This is a genomic window from Massilia sp. KIM (assembly GCF_002007115.1).
Lineage (GTDB): Bacteria > Pseudomonadota > Gammaproteobacteria > Burkholderiales > Burkholderiaceae_D > Telluria.
In genome coordinates, this window is sequence record NZ_MVAD01000001.1 from 3,355,527 (window position 1) to 3,374,390 (window position 18,864).

At 67.1% G+C, this 18,864-nt stretch carries 15 protein-coding genes, 1 rRNA gene and 1 pseudogene; 10 read left to right on the top strand and 7 right to left on the bottom strand.

Annotated elements, in window-relative coordinates:
• Window positions 1–54 precede the first annotated feature (54 nt).
• The gene (locus tag B0920_RS26540; protein WP_373887899.1) at window positions 55–387 is read left to right on the top strand and encodes a helix-turn-helix domain-containing protein; all 333 of its coding nucleotides are present in this window, start codon (window positions 55–57) and stop codon (window positions 385–387) included.
• Here B0920_RS26540 and B0920_RS14690 read toward each other — a convergent pair.
• Window positions 368–2,002 carry a recombinase family protein gene (locus B0920_RS14690; protein WP_179119162.1) on the bottom strand — a complete coding sequence of 545 codons (1,635 nt, stop codon included), beginning with the start codon at window positions 2,000–2,002 and terminating at the stop codon, window positions 368–370. The two genes, B0920_RS26540 and B0920_RS14690, sit on opposite strands and share 20 nt — an antisense overlap.
• On the opposite strand from B0920_RS14690, the pseudogene B0920_RS14695 reads away from it, so the two are divergent.
• Window positions 1,996–3,476, top strand: a pseudogene (locus B0920_RS14695) (YifB family Mg chelatase-like AAA ATPase). The gene B0920_RS14690 and the pseudogene B0920_RS14695 sit on opposite strands and share 7 nt — an antisense overlap.
• Before the next feature lie 10 nt (window positions 3,477–3,486).
• On the opposite strand, the gene B0920_RS14700 reads toward B0920_RS14695, so the two are convergent.
• Together B0920_RS14700 and B0920_RS14705 are read right to left on the bottom strand one after the other, a co-directional pair.
• Entirely contained in the window at window positions 3,487–4,695 is a 1,209-nt protein-coding gene (locus B0920_RS14700) for an MFS transporter (RefSeq protein ID WP_078033220.1), read from the bottom strand.
• A gap of 96 nt (window positions 4,696–4,791) precedes the next feature.
• Entirely contained in the window at window positions 4,792–5,397 is a 606-nt protein-coding gene (locus B0920_RS14705; protein ID WP_078033221.1) for a TetR/AcrR family transcriptional regulator, read from the bottom strand.
• Window positions 5,398–5,541: 144 nt separating this feature from the next.
• Between B0920_RS14705 and B0920_RS14710 the strand changes: the two genes are divergently transcribed.
• The 4 genes from B0920_RS14710 (at window position 5,542) to B0920_RS14725 (ending at window position 11,343) form a co-directional block, all read left to right on the top strand.
• Entirely contained in the window at window positions 5,542–6,714 is a 1,173-nt protein-coding gene (locus tag B0920_RS14710) for an ATP-NAD kinase family protein (RefSeq protein ID WP_078033425.1), read from the top strand.
• A 34-nt stretch (window positions 6,715–6,748) separates the two neighbouring features.
• Window positions 6,749–8,161 carry an aminomethyl-transferring glycine dehydrogenase subunit GcvPA gene (gene gcvPA / locus B0920_RS14715; protein ID WP_078033222.1) on the top strand — a complete coding sequence of 471 codons (1,413 nt, stop codon included), beginning with the start codon at window positions 6,749–6,751 and terminating at the stop codon, window positions 8,159–8,161.
• Window positions 8,158–9,714 carry an aminomethyl-transferring glycine dehydrogenase subunit GcvPB gene (gene gcvPB, locus B0920_RS14720; RefSeq protein ID WP_078033223.1) on the top strand — a complete coding sequence of 519 codons (1,557 nt, stop codon included), beginning with the start codon at window positions 8,158–8,160 and terminating at the stop codon, window positions 9,712–9,714. Before gcvPA ends, gcvPB begins: the two co-directional genes overlap by 4 nt.
• 90 nt (window positions 9,715–9,804) lie before the next feature.
• Window positions 9,805–11,343, top strand: coding sequence for an AMP-binding protein (locus B0920_RS14725; RefSeq protein ID WP_078033224.1), 1,539 nt, complete (start codon window positions 9,805–9,807; stop codon window positions 11,341–11,343).
• Here the strand turns inward: B0920_RS14725 and B0920_RS14730 are convergent.
• The 3 genes from B0920_RS14730 to B0920_RS14740 all read right to left on the bottom strand — a co-directional run bounded on the left by B0920_RS14730 (window position 11,337) and on the right by B0920_RS14740 (window position 15,034).
• Window positions 11,337–12,299 (bottom strand): GlxA family transcriptional regulator, encoded by a 963-nt coding sequence (locus B0920_RS14730; protein ID WP_078033225.1) that lies wholly within the window; start codon window positions 12,297–12,299, stop codon window positions 11,337–11,339. The genes B0920_RS14725 and B0920_RS14730 overlap by 7 nt on opposite strands.
• 127 nt (window positions 12,300–12,426) lie before the next feature.
• Window positions 12,427–14,577, bottom strand: coding sequence for a molybdopterin cofactor-binding domain-containing protein (locus B0920_RS14735; protein WP_078033226.1), 2,151 nt, complete (start codon window positions 14,575–14,577; stop codon window positions 12,427–12,429).
• A complete protein-coding gene (locus B0920_RS14740) occupies window positions 14,570–15,034 on the bottom strand; it encodes a (2Fe-2S)-binding protein (protein ID WP_078033227.1) in 465 nt (154 codons plus the stop codon). Before B0920_RS14740 ends, B0920_RS14735 begins: the two co-directional genes overlap by 8 nt.
• 200 nt (window positions 15,035–15,234) lie before the next feature.
• On the opposite strand from B0920_RS14740, the gene B0920_RS14745 reads away from it, so the two are divergent.
• The 4 genes from B0920_RS14745 (at window position 15,235) to B0920_RS14760 (ending at window position 18,448) form a co-directional block, all read left to right on the top strand.
• The gene (locus B0920_RS14745; protein WP_078033228.1) at window positions 15,235–15,747 is read left to right on the top strand and encodes a hypothetical protein; all 513 of its coding nucleotides are present in this window, start codon (window positions 15,235–15,237) and stop codon (window positions 15,745–15,747) included.
• A complete protein-coding gene (locus tag B0920_RS14750) occupies window positions 15,744–16,481 on the top strand; it encodes an ABC transporter ATP-binding protein (RefSeq protein ID WP_078033229.1) in 738 nt (245 codons plus the stop codon). Before B0920_RS14745 ends, B0920_RS14750 begins: the two co-directional genes overlap by 4 nt.
• A complete protein-coding gene (locus B0920_RS14755; RefSeq protein WP_078033230.1) occupies window positions 16,478–18,037 on the top strand; it encodes a hypothetical protein in 1,560 nt (519 codons plus the stop codon). The genes B0920_RS14750 and B0920_RS14755 overlap by 4 nt, the downstream gene beginning before the upstream one ends.
• A gap of 69 nt (window positions 18,038–18,106) precedes the next feature.
• On the top strand, window positions 18,107–18,448 hold the full coding sequence (locus B0920_RS14760; RefSeq protein WP_078033231.1) for a DUF1840 domain-containing protein: 342 nt from the start codon (window positions 18,107–18,109) through the stop codon (window positions 18,446–18,448).
• 263 nt (window positions 18,449–18,711) lie between these two features.
• On the opposite strand, the gene rrf is transcribed toward B0920_RS14760, so the two are convergent.
• Window positions 18,712–18,824 (bottom strand): 5S ribosomal RNA (gene rrf, locus B0920_RS14765).
• Window positions 18,825–18,864: the final 40 nt, after the last annotated feature.

Here is an 18,864-nt window from a genome sequence, read left to right on the forward strand (position 1 = left end):
CATGCCAACCACGTAGTGCAGGATGTAAAGCGCCATGGCCCTGAGATACTTGCCATGGTTGAGGGGTATCTTCACGCACTCCGGAAGTATCAAGAGATCCGTCCAACCATCTCAACCCAGGAAGTGATCTTCCTACTTCACGTGGCGAAGCAGGAGGGGCGCACACTCGCTGACCTCAGTCGAGCAACCGACATCCCCTTGGCAACGGCAAGTCGGTATCTTCAACGGCTCTCACGAAGGAATGGACGCAGGTCGCCAGGGCTTATCCACGGCTATAGGTCGCTGGAAGATAGTCGACGGCTGCAAATAGTGCTTACTCCGAATGGACAGCAGTTCTTCCAGCGGTTGGGTCTTCCGTCCTCCCCTTCTAAGGGATCCAGCGCGTAGCTTCACCGGAGTCACTCTCCCGCATTGCAGCGCCAACCATGAGGGACTTTTCGCCGACTCGAAGCCTGAATGTCAGGTCAGATCTTGAAAATTCGATGATCCGAGCCTGGTTTCCGGCCTCTAAGCGGACGATGCGGTGAGTGTCAGTGTCATCAAGAACGATACGGTCGATTGAACGGCTCAAGGCATACCGAAGTCGGTCAAGCATCTGGCCCTTGTCACCATCCTGCATAGCACTTACCAAGCTCTGGACGGCGTCAACATGGTCTAACCGGGTAGCGTTCTTCAGCTCTACTGCGGACAACTCATGCTCGGCGTTAGCAAGCTCCTGCGATGCCTTCAATTCTCGACTTTCAGCGTCTCTAAGGGCCATCTGAAGGGCAGGAGAGAACTCGGTTCCGGCCTCAACCGCTCTCAGAAGGTTAGCAACACTTGTGCGGGCCAGGGCCAGTGCAGCCTTAGCTTCGGTAACCCTCCCCTGCAACCGCTTCCTGTCGCTGTCTTTCAGCTTCACGTGCGGCAGTAGATCGCTTGCTAGAACATTCTTCACTGCCATCTCCAGAGGCGGAGCTTTCCACGACTGCATTCCACAAGTCATTTTGCATCGCAGACGCGGGGTTGGGTCGAACTTGGAGGCTCCCTTCCGGACCATCGGACTCCCACACTTCCCGCAGATAACCAGACCGGTAAAAATCGTGTTTGCACCAGTCGTCGCCCTAGGGCCGCGGGGGAGTAGTGCATCCTTCCTCAACCGTTGCGCATCTAAGTACTGCGCACGCTCCACGATGACAGGGTAGTAGTTCTCAATCGGCTCCCCTTGTTCAACGCGCTTCCTGGGATCAGATGGATCGTGCGAGTACGGCTGGTATCGTCCCATGACGGCCGGATTAAGGAGGATCCGCCTTACGGCGGTCTCCGTCCATTTTTTTCCTGAACCGCTTGCTGTTGGGTGGCCCTCACGGTTCATCACTGTACAAATGGCTCGTTGCCCAAGTCCCTCTTTGGTCGCAAGATCGAAAACGCGGCGGATGACCGCAGCCCTTTCCTCGATAACTTCAAATTGGCCGCCAACCACACGTAGCCATCGAGGAGTCATTGCAGTGATCGGTTTGCCACCCCTAGCATCTACCTGTTTTTTCTTGGTCCAGGCCGAGCGCAGACGCTCTCCCTTGACCTTACTTTCCTCATGGGCGCGGAACATGACGATGATGCTGACCAGTAGAGAGGCGGGGTCAGACCTGAGGCTCTCCTTGGTGTACTCCCTGCCATCGGCAAGGGTTACTACAGTCACCCCTCGGCTCACAATGGACTGGAGAAGCGCAAGAGCGTCCACAGCAGGTTGACGACTGAGGCGGTCTAGGTTTTCAATCAATAAGTATGACCCTTCCTCTACAATTCCGCTGTCGATTGCTGCGATGAAGAGGCTCAATCCGCCGGTTTTTGCATGGTCCCCACGGAAGGCAGATTTACCCAGATCGTTGAATGACAGAGTGTCATCAAGAGTGAGCCCATGGGACAGAGCGTACTGCTTACTCTTGTCCAGTTGTCTTCTATGGCTATCCCCCTTGCTCTGCTCCGGGGTCGAGAAACGTATGTAAGAGTAGGCGACTGGCATTAGAGGTTCCTTACAAAACGACACTGGCAAATTGTAGCCCACCTTCACCATCGTCGGCCTGCCTGAAACCGAAGTGCGCGAAGCCAAGGATCGCGTGCGCGCCGCCCTGCAGAACGCGGGCTTCGAGGTGCCGGCGCGGCGCATCACCATCAACCTGGCGCCGGCCGACCTGCCCAAGGAGTCCGGCCGTTTCGACCTGCCGATCGCGCTCGGCATCCTGGCCGCCTCGCGCCAGCTCCGCGGCGAGCTGCTGGACGGCTTCGAGTTCGCGGGCGAGCTCTCGCTCTCGGGCGAACTGCGCCCGGTGCGCGGCGCGCTGGCCATGACCTTCGCCATGCAGCGCCAGCGGGAAGGGGCGCGCGCCATCGTCCTGCCGGCGGCCAATGCCGACGAAGCGGCGCTGGTCGAGGACGCGGCGGTCTACCCGGCGCGCAGCCTGCTCGAGGTGTGCGCGCATTTTTCCTCCATGCCGGACGCGCCGCGCCTGGCCCGCCACCGGCGCGCCGCGCCGCAAGCGGCGCCCGTCTATCCCGACTTCGCCGAGGTGAAGGGCCAGCAACAGGCCAAGCGCGCGCTCGAGGTGGCGGCGGCTGGCCTGCATTCCGTGCTGCTGGTCGGGCCGCCGGGCGCCGGCAAGAGCATGCTGGCGGCGCGCTTTCCCGGCCTGCTGCCGCCGCTCGGCGCCCACGAGGCCCTGGAGTCGGCCGCCGTGCAGTCACTGGCCGGCGGCTTCTCGCCCGAACGCTGGGGGCGCCGCCCGTTTCGCAGCCCGCACCACACCAGCTCCGCCGTGGCCCTGGTGGGCGGCGGCCACCTGCCGCGTCCGGGCGAAGTCTCACTGGCCCACCACGGCGTGCTGTTCCTGGACGAGTTGCCCGAATTCGACCGGCGCGTGCTGGAGGTGCTGCGCGAGCCGCTCGAATCCGGGACCATCACGATCTCGCGCGCGGCCCACCAGGCCGACTTTCCCGCCCGCTTCCAGCTGATCGCGGCCATGAACCCCTGCCCCTGCGGCTGGCTGGGCCACATCTCGGGAAAGTGCCGCTGCACCGAAGAGGCGGTGCTGCGCTACCAGGGCCGCCTCTCCGGCCCCCTGCTCGACCGCATCGACCTGCAGTTGCCGGTGGCCGCCCTGCCGCCCGACGCCATGGGCGAGCAGGCCGGCGGCGAAAGGAGCGAGGCGATCGCGGCGCGCGTGGCGCGGGCGCATGCCCGCCAGCTGGAGCGCCAGGGGAAGCCCAACACCCGCCTGGCCCCGTCCGAAATCGACGACTTTTGCCGGCCGGACGACGCCGGCCGCCAGCTGCTGCACGCCGCCGCGCGCCACCTGCACTGGTCGGCGCGCGCCTACCACCGCGTGCTCAAGGTGGCGCGCAGCATCGCCGACCTGGCAGGCAGGGATGCGGTGCAGGCGCCGCACGTGGCGGAGGCGATCCAGTACCGGCGCGCCCTGCGCGAGCGCTCAAGCGGCTGACGGCGCGCTCTCAGGAGCGGATTGCGGCCGGCCCCGCTGGCCTGACACGGGCAATGACCAGCACCAACAGCGCCGCCAGCAGTTCGAAGCCGCCACCCACCCAGCCCACCTCGCCGGCCGACAGGCGCGCCACCGTCAGCCCGCCCAGCATGGCGCCGAAGGAGAAGCCTGCGTACTGGAAGGAGGCGTTCAAGGACAGCACCACCGGCGCCAGCGCCACGCCGCCGCTGGCGACCAGGCTGCTCTGCTGCGCTGGGAAGAAGCTCCAGGTCGACAGGCCCCACAGCACGATGCCGGGCGCCACCACCACCAGGCTCCAGTGGCCCAGGTCGGCCAGCAGCGACAGGTAGGCGAAGGCCGCCATCAGCGCCAGCAGCGAGGGCAGCACCACGCGCCGTGCGCCGAAGCGATCGGTCGCGCGTCCGCCCAGCATCAGGCCGGTGGCCGCCGCCGCGCCCCACAGCAGCATCACGCCGCTCATCTGTTCGAGCGGCATGCCGCTCACCTGCCCCAGGTAGGGCGCGAGATAGGTCAGCACCGCATAGGTGCCGGTGCCCCACAGGAAGGTCACGAACAGGGTCGGCAGCACGCCCGGAAGGCGCGCGGCGTTCAGGCGTTCGCGCAGGCTGGGCGGCGCGTTGGCGGCGCCCAGCGACCTGGGCAGGCCGACTGCGAGCCCGATCGCGGCGGCTGTCGACAGCAGGGCAACGGCGGCGAAGGTGGCGCGCCAGCCGGCCAGGTTGCCGAGCAGGGTCCCGAGCGGCACGCCGACCACGATGGCCACGGTCATGCCGCCGCTGACGATGGCCAGCGCGCGTCCGCGCTGTTCGGGCGCGGCCAGCAGGCTGGCCAGGGCGTTGGCGCTGGGCGCGTACAGGCCGGCGGTAAGCGCGAGCAGCACGCGCGCCGCCAGCAGGCCGGCATAGCTGTCGCTGGCCCAGGCCAGCGCGTTCCCGAGCGCGAACACGGCCATGCCCCCGACCAGCACCAGGCGGCGCGGCAAATTGGCGGTGAAGATCGCCAGCAGCGGACCGCCGAAGGCGTAGGTCAGCGCGAAGGCGGTGACGAGCTGGCCGGCCGAGGCTTCGCTGATCGCCAGGTCGGCGGCGATGTGCGGCAGCAGGCCGGCGATCATGAAGCTCTCGGTGCCGATGGCGAAGGTGCCCAGGGCGAGCACCATCAGCAGCGGGCGTGGCAGGGGTGGGGATTGGGTGGCCATCCGGTTCTCCGTCGATGTCTGGGTTAGCGACATCTTTCCAGAGACACGGGCGGAGAATCGGACGAAGACACCGCGATTCCGGCCTTCGCTCCACATTTATCGGCCCTTGCGGCTCGGCTCCTTCAGCAATCCCGATGCAAGGGTACGGAAACTCTCGACCGCGCTGACCGAAGCAGCCTGAGGATCCTCGGCATGCGCGATCCACAGCGCCGCTCCGAGCAATGCGCCATTGACCAGGCGGGCAGTAGCCAGCGCGTCGACCGGATGGATTGCGCCCTCCTCCATCAAGCGCTCGAGGCTGTTCTGGGTGCTGCGCACGCAGGCGTTCTGGCCGGCCCATTGCGAGGGATCGCCCAGCACCGCAGGCCCGTCGAGCAGCATGATGCGCTGGATCTCGGGTTCGAGCGCCATGTTGATATAGGCGATCGATTCCTCGACGAAGCCTTCCCAGGCGGTCGGCGCGGCCTCTAGGATCGCGCTCAGGCGCTGCATCATCTCGGCGTCGATCTGCGCCACCACCGCCTGCAGCAAGCCTTTCTTGTCGCCGAAATGGTGGTACAGCGCGCCGCGCGTCAATCCCGCCTGGGCCGTCAGCTCATCCATCGAACTGTCGGCGTACCCCTTCTGCGCGAAGGCCTCCCGGGCTGCCCTGATCAGCTTGGCCTGGGTCTCGGCAATCATCTCTGTCCGCTTCTGCGCCATCGTTTCTCCAAAAATATTTTCACATACGATGCGTATGCCAATTGACATACGCCTTGTATGTCAATACTATACCTGACATACGGCGCGTATGTGAATCCGCACGACAGTCTGTCCGCGCGCCTCCACTTCAACAAGGAGCGCTTCATGCAGCAGCCTGGCAGCCCGCCGGCCGGTCACGTTCCGACCCGGCCCAGGACGATCGGCCTGATCGTCAACCCGATCGCCGGCATGGGAGGCCGGGTGGGACTCAAAGGAACCGACGGAGACGCGGTACTGGTCGAGGCGCGCCGGCGCGGCGCCCATCCGCAAGCGGCGGCGCGCACGCTGCTTGCGCTACGGCGACTCGCCGCTGACAGCGCGCCCTCGAGTTCATTCACCTTGCTCACCGGCGCCGGCGACCTCGGCGAATCGGTCGCCCGCGAAGCCGGCTTCACGCCACGCCTGATTTACGCGGCCCAGGCTTCGACCACCCGGCCACGAGACACGCGCCAGGCCGCCCGTGCGATGCTCGAGGCCGGCGCCGACCTGCTGCTGTTCGCCGGCGGCGACGGCACGGCGCGTGACGTGCTGGCGGCGGTCGGCGACGCTTTGCCGGTACTCGGCATTCCTGCCGGGGTGAAGATGGTGTCGGCGGTTTTCGGCACCACGCCCGAGAACGTCGGCGCGCTGGCCGCGCGCTTCCTGGCTGGCGATCCCGCCGTGCGCCTGCGCGACGCCGAGGTAATGGACGTCGACGAGGACGCCGTGCGGCGCGACCACGTGTCAGCGCGCCTCTATGGTTTCGCGCGCAGCCCGCACCTGCGCCAACTGACGCAGAACGCGAAAGCCGGCTCGCTGCCCAGCGGCGATGCCGCGCTGGATGCGCTCGCCCGCGAGATCGCCGCCGAGATGCGCCGTGACTGCCTGTACCTCATCGGACCGGGAACCAGCACCCGGCGCGTGATGAGCGCCCTTGGCCTGCCCTCCACCCTGCTCGGCGTGGACGCCGTGCTGGACGGCCGGCTGCTGGGGGCCGATCTCGACGAAGCTGCCCTGCTGCGCCTGATGGAGCGACATGAGACCCGGATCGTGGTCGGCGTGCTCGGCGGGCATGGCAGCCTGTTCGGGCGCGGCAACCAGCAGATCAGCGCGGAGATCATCCGCAAGACCGGCCGCGACAACATCATCGCCATCGCCTCGCTCGACAAGCTGCTGGGACTCGAGACCCGTTGCCTGCAAGTCGACACAGGCGATGACGAGACCGATGCCATGCTGACGGGCTACCTGCCGATCCGGACGGCGCCAGACCGCAGCATCTACTTCCAGGTCAAGTCCTGACCTGCTTCCAACCCATCAATTCGAAGGATGTGATATGAACGACCTTAGCGCCCACCCGCGCGCCCATCCCTATATGGCGAACTCGGTGCCGGCAATCCAGCAGGAGATGCTCGACGCCATCGGCGTCGCCGACGTCGAACAGTTGTTCGCGCAGATCCCGGCCGAGCATCGGTTGCGCAGTCCGATCGCGCTGCCGCCCGCGCTGGCGGAAAACGAACTGCGCCGCCACCTCCTCGCGACGCTCTCGAAGAACCGGACCGCCGAGCAGAACCTGAATTTTCTCGGCGCCGGGATCTGGCAGCATCATGTCCCCGCCGCCTGCGACGAAGTCGTGCGCCGCAACGAGTGGCTGACCTCGGTGTTCGGCGAGCCGAGTTCCGACCACGGCCGCAACCAGGCCTGGTTCGAGTTCTGCAGCCAGCTCGGCGAGCTGCTCGACCTCGATCTGGTCGGCCTGCCAGTGCGCAGCTGGGGCGTCGCCGCCGGCCACGCGATCCGCATGGCCGCGCGTCTCACCGGACGCGACGAGGTGGTGGTGGTGCGGGCGATCGATCCCGAGCGCCTGTCGGTGATCCACAATTTCTGCGAACCGGCCGCGATGGCGGGCCACATCGCCACACGCCTGGTCGACTACGATCCGGCAACCGGACTCATGGACCTGGCCCACCTGCGCCGGCTGGTCGGACCGCGCACCGCGGCCGTGTATTTCGAGACGCCGTCCTATTTCGGCGTGATCGAACGCCAGGGCGCTGAAATCGCCGACATTGCCCATGCCGCCGGCGCCGAAGTGATCGTCGGCGTCGACCCGATCTCGCTCGGGGTGCTGGCGACGCCGGTGAGCTACGGCGCCGACATCGTGGTCGGCACCACGCAGCCGCTCGGCGTGCACATGAACGCCGGCGGGGGCGCGAGCGGCTTCATCGCCTCGCGTGACGAGGAACGCTACGCCCACCAGTACCCGACGCTATTCATCAGCATCGCCGAGACGAGCGTGCCGGGTGAGCACGGCTTCGGACTGAGCCTGTTCGAGCAGTCGTCCTACGGGCTGCGCGACAAGGGTAACGACTGGACCGGCCACTCGGTGTACATGTGGGCGATCGCCAACGCGGTCTACATGGCGATGATGGGCCCCCAGGGCTTCGCCGAAGTCGGAGAGCTGATCCTGCAGCGCGCTCACTATGCCGCACGCCGCCTGGCCCAGGTCCCGGGCCTGCGGGTCGGCTTCCCGTCCGGCTTCTTCAAGGAGTTCGTCGTCAACGTCGACGCCACCGGGCTGACCGTGGCCGAGATCAACCGACGACTGCTTGCGCACGGCATCTTTGGCGGCAAGGACTTGTCCGCCGACTTCCCCGAACTCGGTGCATGCGCGCTCTATTGCGTTACCGAGATCCATACCCTGGCCGACATCGAACGTCTGGCCGCGACGCTGCAGGAGATCACACAATGAGCACGCCCCTCAAGGAATACCACGCTCCGGTCTGGAACGAGCCCGTGATCATGGAGATGGGTTATCCGGGACGACGCGGCCTGGTCTTCCCGCAAGCGGAACCGGCGATCGCCGGCATGGTGGGCGGCGCGCACGAGCAGGTTCCCCCAGCCATGCGCCGGCGCCACAAGCCGGCGCTGCCGGAGCTGTCGGAGCCCGAGGTGCTGTACCACTACCTGCGCCTGTCGCAGCAGACCCTCGGAATGATGAACGTCAGCCTGTTCGGCACCTGCACGATGAAATACAACGCCCAGATCAACGAGGCCATGGCCTGGCGCCCGGAGATCACCCACCTGCATCCGTACCAGGACGAGTCGACCATGCAGGGCGCGCTGGAAATCGTGCACGGCATGGACCTGATCCTGCGCGAACTGTCGGGGATGGACCAGTTCGTGTTCCAGGCTGGCGGCGGCGCCGATGCGGCCTACATCAGCTGCGCCGTCACCCGCGCCTATCACGCGGCGCGCGGCGAGCTCGGACAGCGCAACGAGATCATCACCACCATCCAGACTCACCCCAGTAGCGCCGCCACCGCGGCGGCCGCCGGCTTCAAGGTGATCACCCTGATGATCGACGACAACGGCTACCCGTCGCTGGACGCACTGAAGGCGGCCCTGTCACCGCGCACCGCCGCCCTGATGGTCAACAATCCGGACGACATGGGCGTGTATAACCCCGAGATCAAGGAATGGGTGCGGCTGGTACACGAGGCCGGCGGGCTATGCTTCTACGACCATGCCAACTTCAATGGGGTCATGACCCGCATCCGGGCGCGCGAACTGGGCTTCGACGCCTGCATGTTCATGCTGCACAAGACCTTTGGCGCCCCCAAGAGCGGAGTTGGAGGACCTGCGGTGGGCGCCTACGGCTGCAGCGCCGAGCTGGCGCCCTTCCTGCCCAAACCGGTGGTCGCCTTCGATGGCGAGCACTATCGCCTCGACTACGACCGGCCGCAGAGCATTGGCAAGATCCGCGAGTTCTGGGGCAACGTCCAGGTGATCCTGAAAGCCTATGCCTGGGCGCGCTCGATGGGCGCGGAAGGAATGGCGCAGGCGGCGGACATCTCGGTCCTGGCCAACAACTACATGGAGCGCGGCCTGCTCGCGATCCGCGGCGTCACCCGCTCCCATCCCGGCCACACCAGTCCGCGCCTCGAGATGACCCGCTACAGCCTGCAGCAGCTCAAGGACGACACGGGTGTCGATGTGCACGACGTGCAGAACCGCATGACCGACTTCGGCATCGACGCCATGTGGAGCAGCCACCACCCCTGGCTGATCCCCGAGCCGTTCACGCCGGAGGCGGGCGAGATGTACGGCAAGGAAGCGCTGGACAAATGGATCGCCGTGCTGGCCCGGATTTCAGAGGAAGCCTACAGCGATCCGGAGCTGGTCAGGACGGCGCCGCATAACCAGGCCGTGCACCGACTGAAGACGCATGCGCTCGACGACCCGGCGCGCTGGGCCATGACCTGGCGCGCCTACCAGCGCAAGAAGCGCCGCGCCGCCGAGTAGCTCAACTGCCAGCCGTCCCGCGCATGCCCGCTGCCTGGAAAGGCGGCGGGACGGCCGGCTTCCTCGAAGAATACCTAAGGAGACATCGCCATGTTGGATCTTGGACGCACCTTCCTGCAGAGTGTTGAACGCAGCCCACACGCCCTCGCCGTCGTCGACGGCGCCCAGCGCCTGAGCTATGCCGAGTGGTACGAGCGTATCCAGCGTGTCGCCAACGGCCTGTCGCGCCTCGGGCTGGCACGCGGCGACCATGTCCTGGTCGTGCTGCAGAACCGTCTCGAGATGGCCACCCTGCACTGGGCCGGCCAGTTCCTGGGGCTAGTCATGACCCCGCTGAACTGGCGCGCCGGTGCGGAGGAAGTGGATTATTGCATCAGCGACTCCCAGGCGCGCGCCGTCGTCTACGAACCAGTCAGCGAGGCGGCGGTCAGCGCCAGTCCGCTGGCCAGCCGGCTGACCCGCATCGCCGTCGGCGCCGCCGGCGCCGCCGGCGGCGGCGTTATCGGCTTCGAGCGGCTGCTGGAGCAGGCGCCAACGCTGCCCATCCTGCGCGCAGACAGCGAAGACCTTTCGCTGATGCTGTACACCTCGGGAACCACCGGCAAGCCAAAAGGCGTGCGGCGCCGCCATCGCGCCGAGCGCGCAGCCGCCCTGGGCCATGTGGCCCAGAACCTGTACCGACGCGGGGAGCGCACGCTGGGCGTGATGCCGCTTTACCATACGATGGGAGTTCGTTCCCTGCTGGCGATGGCCCTGGTCGACGGCACCTTCGTCTGCGTGCCAAAGTTCGATTGCGCGGCCGCCCTCGGCCTGATCGCCCGCGAGCGCGTCACCACCCTGTACCTGGTGCCGACGCTCTACCACGATTTGCTGGCCTGGCGCGAGAGGCACGGTGCGGACCTGTCCTCGGTGCGCAAACTCGGCTTCGCCGGAGCGCCGATGCAGGACGGTCTCCTGCGGCGCCTGGAGGATGCCTTCGAGCCGGAAGTCTTCGTCAACCACTACGGCTCTTCCGAGGTCTTCACCTTCGCCTACACCCAGGAGGCGACGCGCAAGGCCGGCAGCGCCGGCCGCGCGGGCATCAACGCCCGCATCCGCGTGGTGCCGTTCGGCGCAGTCTCGCCGGAGCAGAGACTTGCGGCCGGCGCCGAGGGCCAGATCATCTGCGAACTGAAAGGAGACGAAGCCTTCGAAGGCTATAGCAACCGGCCCGAGGCGAATGCGAAGGCGATCCGCGACGGTTGGTACTTCACGGGCGACACCGGCTATATCGACGGGGAGGGCGATCTGTTCGTCACCGGCCGGGTGGACGACATGATCATCAGTGGCGGCGAAAACATCTCGCCGGTGGACATCGAATCCGTACTCTCGCTGCATCCCTGCGTCGACGAGGTCGCGGTGGTGGGGCTGGGTGACGAGCGCTGGGGCCAGCGCGTGGTGGCCTTCGTCAAGGCGCGCGCAGCCACCAGCGCGGAGGAGCTTGACGCGCATTGCCGGGCGTCCGCCCTGCTGAACTTCAAGCGCCCACGCGAGTACGTGTTCGTGCGCGAGATCCCGAAGTCGCCGGTCGGCAAGATCCTGCGCCGCAAGCTGGTCGCGGGCGAATATGAACCGCTTGAGGTTCAGTGACCGTAGCTGGCGGCCTGCTCGCGGGCGGCGCGCTTGATCGCCTGCGGGGGCTGGCCGAAGGCGCGCAGGAAGGCGCGGCGCATGCGCTCAGGGTCGGAGAAACCGGTCTCGCGCGCGACCACGTCGATCGAGTGGTTGCTGCTTTCGATCATGGCGCGCGCCGCTTCCACGCGCAGCACCTCGACCGCGCGCGCCGGCGACTGGCCGGTCTCGAGGCGGAAGGTGCGGCTGAACTGGCGCGTGGACAGGTTGGCCGCTTCGGCCAGCTCGTCCACCGAGAGCGGCTTGCGCAGGTGGCTCTTGGCGTAGGTGAGCGCCTGCTGGATGCGGTCCGACTTCGGCTCCAGTTCGAGCAGGGCCGAGAACTGCGACTGTCCGCCGCTGCGGCGGTGGTAGACCACCATGTGTCGGGCGATGTGCTTGGACGCGTCGCGTCCGAGATCGCTCTCGACCATCGCCAGGCACAGGTCGATGCAGGCGGTCATGCCTGCCGAGGTCCAGATGCGGCCGTCGTTGATGTAGATGCGGTCTTCCTCGATGCGCGACTTCGAATAGGCGCGCTGCAGGTCGCGCGCCAGCGCCCAGTGGGTGGTCGCGCGGCGCCCGTCGAGCAGGCCCGCTTCGCCCAGGATGAAGGCGCCGGTGCAGATGCTGGCGGTGCGGCGCGAATGCGTGCTCGCTTCGCGCAGGTATTCCAGGAAAGCGGGCGAGGAGCGGAAGTTCTCCGGCTGCATGATGCCGGCCACGATCAGGGTGTCGTAGTCGACACGTTCGGCCGCCTCGGTGAACACGCCCACGCCGGAGGAGCTGGACAGGACGCCACCCTTCTCGGACAGCATGGTCATGTCGTAGTGGGGTCCGGACGACAGCTTGTTGGCGAGCTCAAACACGGTGGTCGCCATCAAATCGAGTGCCTGGAACCCCGGCGGGAGCAGGAAGCCGATTCTGCGTTTCATGTTATTCCTTGCTGAGGTGATATGCGGTAATGCACCTAATGGATCATACGCCAAGACGCCGGCGGCTGCTCCGTCCCCCCTCCGTTTTGGAGAGACGGCGCGCCGCCGGCCCGAGGCCTGCGTCGGATCAGGCGCCGCGCAGCTGCTGCGGATCGATCGGCAGCTTGCGCAGGCGCTTGCCGGTGGCCGCGAACACCGCGTTGGCCAGCGATGGGAAGAGGCCCGCGGTGCCGGTCTCGCCCATGCCGCCCGGCGCCTCCTGGCTGCTCACGATATGGGTCTCGATCTTCGGCGCTTCGTGGATGCGCATCACGCGCACGTCGTGGAAGTTGGACTGCTGGACCCGTCCGCCCTCGATCGTGGCCTGGCCCCACAGCGCGGCCGAGATGCCGAAGTTGACGGCGCTCTCGACCTGGGCGCGGATGGTGTCGGGGTTGATCGCGACGCCGGTGTCGACCGCCGCCACCACGCGCTTGACCGTGACCTCGCCTTCCTTGTCGACCGCGACATCGGTGACCAGGGCGATGAAGCTGCCGAACACGTTCTGCACCGAGACGCCGCGCCCCTGCCCCCGCGGCAGCCTGGCGCCCCAGCCGGCCTTGGCGGCGGCCAGCTCCAGCACCGCCTTGGCGCGCGGGTTATGCGCCAGCAGCGCGGCGCGGTAGGCCACCGGGTCCTTGCTGGCCGCATGGGCCAGCTCGTCGACGAAGCTCTCGACCACGAACAGGTTGTGCGCCGGACCGACGCCGCGCCAGAAGCTGGTCGGCACCGGCGGCTCGTAGTTCACGTATTCGACCAGCAGGTTCGGGAAGGCGTAGGGCGGGTGCATCGCGCCGTCCACCGTCTCTTCGTCGAAGCCGTTGTTGAAGGCGGCCGGCAAGTAGCGCTTGAGCGTGGACGGGCCGGTGATGCGGTGGGTCCAGGCCACCGGCATGCCTTGGGCGTCGACCACGGCGTTGACCTTGTCGAGGAACACGCCGCGGTACATGTCGTGCTGGGTGTCTTCCTCGCGGCTCCAGGTGACCTTCACCGGGCCTTTCACGTGCCTGGCGATCTGCACCGAGCGCGCCACCATGTCCACTTCGAGGCGGCGCCCGAAGCTGCCGCCCAGGTAGTGGTTGTGCACCGTGACCTTCTCGGGCGGCAGGCCGGCCACCTGGGCCGCGACCGCGCGCGCGATGGTCATCACCTGGGTGCCGGTCCAGATCTCGCAGCCGTCTTCCTTCATGTGCACGGTGCAGTTGAGCGGCTCCATCGCCGCGTGGATCAGGAAGGGCTGCTCGTAGACGGCCGCGATGCGCTTGCCGCCGGCCTTGGCCGGGTCGCCTTCCTGGCGCACCTTGGCGGCCGGGCCTTCGGAGGCGGCGGCCAGCGCGGCCGAGATGGCGGCGCTGTTGACGTTCGCATTCGGGCCGGCGTCCCAATCGATCTCGAGCGCCGCCAAGCCCTTGCGCGCGGCGCCGGTGTGGTCGGCGATCACGGCCACGCAGTCGTCCAGCTTGACCACCTGGCGCACGCCCTTCACCGCGAGGGCGCGGCTCTCGTCGACGCCGCGCAGCTTGCCGCCGAAGGTCGGCGACTGCGCCAGCGCGGCAAACTTCATGCCGGGCACCATGGCGTCGATGCCGTACTTGGCGCTGCCGTTAACCTTGAGCGGGGTGTCCAGGCGCTTGCTGGCCTTGCCCAGCAGCTTGAACTCGGCTGGCTGCTTGAGCGGCACGTCCTTCGGCACCGGCAGGGTGGCCGCGGTCGCGGCCAGGGCGCCGTAGCCCAGACGCTTGCCGCTCGGGCGGTGCAGCACCTGGCCGTTCTGCGCCACGCAGTCGGCCGGCTTGGCCTTCCACTGCTGGGCGGCAGCCTGGACCAGCAGGGTGCGCGCGGCGGCGCCGGCCTGGCGCATCGGCAGATAGGCGGCCCGCATGGTGGTCGAGCCGCCGGTCATCTGGACGCCGAAGATCGGGTTGGCGTACAGCTTGTCGTCCGGACCCGCGTGGCGGATGCGCACCTGCTTGAGGTCGACCTCGAGCTCTTCGGCGACCAGCATCGGCACCGAGGTGTAGGTGCCCTGGCCCATCTCGATGTAGGGCATGGTGACGGTCACCAGGCCGTCGGCGCCGATCAGCACGAAGGCGTTCGGCTCGAAAGGACGGGCTGCGGTCGCGGCTTCGGCCGGGCGACTGGCCACGGCGACCGAAACGCCCAGCAGCAAGCCGCCGCCGGCGGCGGCGCTGGTGAGCAGGAAACCGCGGCGCGACAGGTTCGGCAATTCATTACGCATGCTTGCCTCCCGCGAGCGCCTTGGCGGCGGCCTTGATGCCGGCGCGGATGCGCGGATAGGTGCCGCAGCGGCAGATGTTGCCGCTCATGGCGGCGTCGATGTCCTCGTCGCTGGGCGACTTGTTGGACTTGAGCAGGGCCGCAGCCGACATCAGCTGGCCCGACTGGCAGTAACCGCACTGGACCACTTCCTGGTCGAGCCAGGCCTTCTGCAGGGCCGCGCCGATGCGCGAGTCGCCCAGGGTCTCGACGGTGCTCACGTTGCCCTTGCCGACCATCTCGACGGTCGTCAGGCAGGAGCGGGTGGGCACGCCGTCGACATGCACGGTGCATGCGCCGCACAGGCCCTGGCCGCAGCCGAACTTGGTGCCCGTCATGCCGAGCACGTCGCGCAGCACCCACAGCACCGGGGTGTCGCCCTCGACGTCGACCTTGTGATCCTTGCCGTTCACTTTCATGCCATCCCCTTCCACGGTTGTTTGGCCGCATGGTCTCAGAACTCTTCCGTCAAAACCGGACATATACCCCACTATTTCGGACGTAATGCGGGCTTGTTAATTCTTGTGAAGCGGCGTTTACCGATGCTGCGTTTATTCACGCGGCGCAGGCCGGCGCGCCGGCTGGCCTGGCCCGGTCGCACTGCTGTTACCATCGCGGGATGCGAACCTCTTTCTTTTTGCGCGGCGCCTGGGCCGCGGCGGGCGCCCTGGTCCTGTCCAGCTGCAGCCCGACCTACAACTGGCGCGACTACAGCAGCGAGCAAGGCGCCTACAAGGTGCTGTTCCCTGCCAAGCCCTCGAGCTTCACGCGTACGATCGACCTGAACGGCATGAAGGTGGACATGACCATGACGGCGGCCGAGGTCGACGGCGCGACCTTCGCGGTCGGCGCCGGCACCGCCGCTGATGAGGGCCAGGCGCTGGCGGCGCTGCCGGCGATGCGCCAGGCCCTGCTGCGCAATATCGGCGTGCAGGACACCGGCGCAGTCCCGGACGCGAAGGGCCGCATCACGGTGGACGCGACCGGCCGGGGCAACGGCCAGACGGTCAAGCTGGACGGACGCTTCGAGGCCAAGGGCAGGCGCTTCTACCAGGTGATCGTGCTGGGCAAATCGGGAACCGTGCCGCCTGAGCAGGTGGAGCAGTTCCTCAGTTCCTTCGCGCCGCTATGAGCGCCGCGGCGCCTCCAGCCCTGTGCCTGGCCGGCCTGCACAAGGCCTTCGGCAGGCCGGCGGTCGATGGCCTCGATTTGGAAGTGCGTCGCGGCGAACTGTACGCGCTGCTCGGTCCGAATGGCGCCGGCAAGACCACGACCCTGCGCATGGTGACCGGCCTGCTGGCGCCGGACGCCGGCAGCATCGAGGTGCTCGGCATCGACCTTGCCGCCGCTCCGGCAGCCGCGAAAATGAAGATGGCTTACCTGCCGGACGAGCCGATGTTGTACGGGAAGCTCAGGCCCGGCGAATACCTGGAGTTCGTGGCCGGCCTGTGGGGCGTGGCGCCCGAAGCGGCCGAGCCGCGCGCGCGCGAACTGCTGGACTGGCTCGACCTGGCCAGGCACGCCCATGAGCTTACCGAGGGCTTTTCGCGCGGGATGAAGCAGAAGCTTGCCCTGGCCGGGGCCCTGATCCACGCGCCCGAGCTGCTGATCCTGGACGAGCCGCTCACCGGCCTGGACGCAGCGGCGGCGCGCCAGGTGAAGGATCTGCTGGTGTCGCACGTTGCCGGCGGCGGCACCGTGATCCTCACTACCCACATCCTCGAGGTGGCGGAGCGGCTGGCCCAGCGCATCGGCATCATCCGCCAGGGGCGCTTGATCGCGGAGGGCACGCTCGACGAGCTGCGCGCGCGCACCGGCGGCGGCAGCCTGGAAGACGTGTTCCTCGAACTGACCGCGCAGCCATGAGGGCGGCGCCGGGCAGCGTCGTCTGGCTGCTGCGGCACGAGCTGCGGCTGGCCTGGTTCAACGCGGGCGCGGCCTCGAACGCGCAGGGCAAACGACGGCCGAGGACTGCCACTCTGCTTATCCTGGCGGCGCTGTGGCTGCTGCTGCACGGTGCGGCCTGGTACCTGCTGCGTCGGCTGGGCGGGATCGACCGCACTGCGCTGCCGCTGCTGGCGGCCGTCAGCACGGTGCTGGTGGTGGGCGTGAGCGCCATGGTGGCGAGCAGCCTGAAGGCGAGCGTGGTGGCCCTGTTCGAGCGGGGCGACCTCGACCTGTTGCTGTCTTCTCCCCTGCCCTCGCGCAGCATCTTCACCGTGCGCCTGGCGGCCATCGCCGCCGGCACAGCCGCGGTCTTCTACTTCCTGCTGGCGCCCTTCGCCCACGCCGGGCTGGCGCTCGGCCAGCCCGCCTGGCTGGCCCTGTATCCGGCGGTGTTCGGGCTGGCGGTGCTGAGCGCCTGCTTCTCCATGCTGCTTACCCTGGGCCTGGTGCGCATCCTCGGCGCACGGCGCACGCGGGTGCTGGCGCAGGTGCTGGGGGCGGTATCTGGAGCGCTGATCTTCCTGCTGTCGCAGGCCTATGCGCATGTCACGCCGGCCACCCAGCGCGAGCTCGCTGGCAGGCTCGCACGGCTGGCCAGGGATGGCTGGCTGGGGCCGGACAGCCTGTTCTGGTTCCCGGCCCGCGCCGCGCTAGGCGACTGGCGCGCCGTCCTGGCGCTGCTGGCCTTGTCCGCCCTGGCGTTCGTTGCGACGGCCGCGTTCACGCACCGCTTTTTCGTGCGCGGCCTGCAGCAGACGGCGTCGCTGGCGCAGGCGCCGCGCCGGCCCGCCGGGGAGCTGCGCCTGCGCGTGCGGCGCAGCCTGTTCGAGACGGTCGTCATCAAGGAATGGCGGCTGATCCTGCGCGATCCGCACCTGATCTCGCAGGTGCTGCTCCAGTTGATCTATCTGGTTCCGATGTGCTTTCTGATCTTCTCGGATTCCGGTATCCGGCTGGAGGCGACGGCGGCCGGTCTCAGCCTGCTGTGCGGATCGCTGGCAGGCTCGCTCACCTGGATCGTGATCGCGGCCGAAGACACACCCGACCTGCTGCGCTGTGCGCCGGTCTCATTGCGCACCGTCAGGCTGGCCAAGTTGTGCGCCGCCGTGATGCCGCCGCTGCTGCTGGTGGCCCTGCCGCTGCTGTGGCTGGTGGCGCGTGCACCGATGGCCGGCCTCATCGCCTGCTTCTCGGTGACGGCCGCCGTCTGGGGGGCGGCCCTCGTGGTGCTCTGGTGCGGGCGCCCGGGGCGGCGCAGCGACTTCAAAGGACGCGGCAAGGCCAACTTCGTGAGTAATATCCTGGAGATGTGCAGCAACCTGGCGTGGGGTGCGGCGGGCGGACTGCTGGTGGCGGTCGGCAATGGCAAGTCGTCGGAGGGGGTGTGGCAAGCGGCTGTCGCGGCGCTGGCGGCCGGGCCCCTGGTGCTGTTGCTGGCATGGACGCTGAGAATCCGGCGAGGCAGCGCCGACTGAGTGTGCGCGGGATGCCGGCAACCTCAAGTCGTGTTATTGTTTAATTACCTACAGAATTACGAGACAGCTATGTTAATCACTTTCAAGTGCAAATCCTATCCAGAGGTCTTGATGTACTCGGAACACGCCAAGCGTGTGCTCGATCTGCTTCACAAAGACCCGGAGCGCGGCGTGATCACGGCGGAGGAGGCGCCACGCGCGGTGCAGCTGATCGAAGGCGAAGTCGAGGAAAGCCGCAAGCACCAGGCGTCGGAGCAGGTGGCGCGCGATGTCGAGGCCCATCATGGTGAGAACGAAGACAATGAGCACGAGCCGATCGAAGTGGTGAGCTTCCCGACGCGTATCTATCCCCTGCTTGAAATGCTGCGCTCGGCGCGCGATAACAAGACCGACATTTTGTGGGGTGTGTGAGGCGATTTATCGGGGCATAGCTGGAGCTATTGGCTGAGCTACCTTCCCGACACTGTCGGGAACGACAGCCGTGAGGCTGACGCAGTGTTAATGCGACGCCCCTTCCTCCGCGGGCTTGTGTACGTCCTCCCCGATACGGTCGGAAGTGTGACTTCCAGCGAAGGTATAAATCCAGGTTTTTCGTCCAAACCTGTCGCGCAAATTCAGCCCCCGAAAGCAAGAAAGCCCGCTCAGATCACTGAGCGGGCTTTTTCATATAACTAGCCTGACGATAACCTACTTTCACACTGGTTGCAGCACTATCATCGGCGCAAAGTCGTTTCACGGTCCTGTTCGGGATGGGAAGGGGTGGGACCGACTTGCTATGGTCATCAGGCATAACTTGTACGAGTCGCAGCGGGTTCGCTACGGCTCTG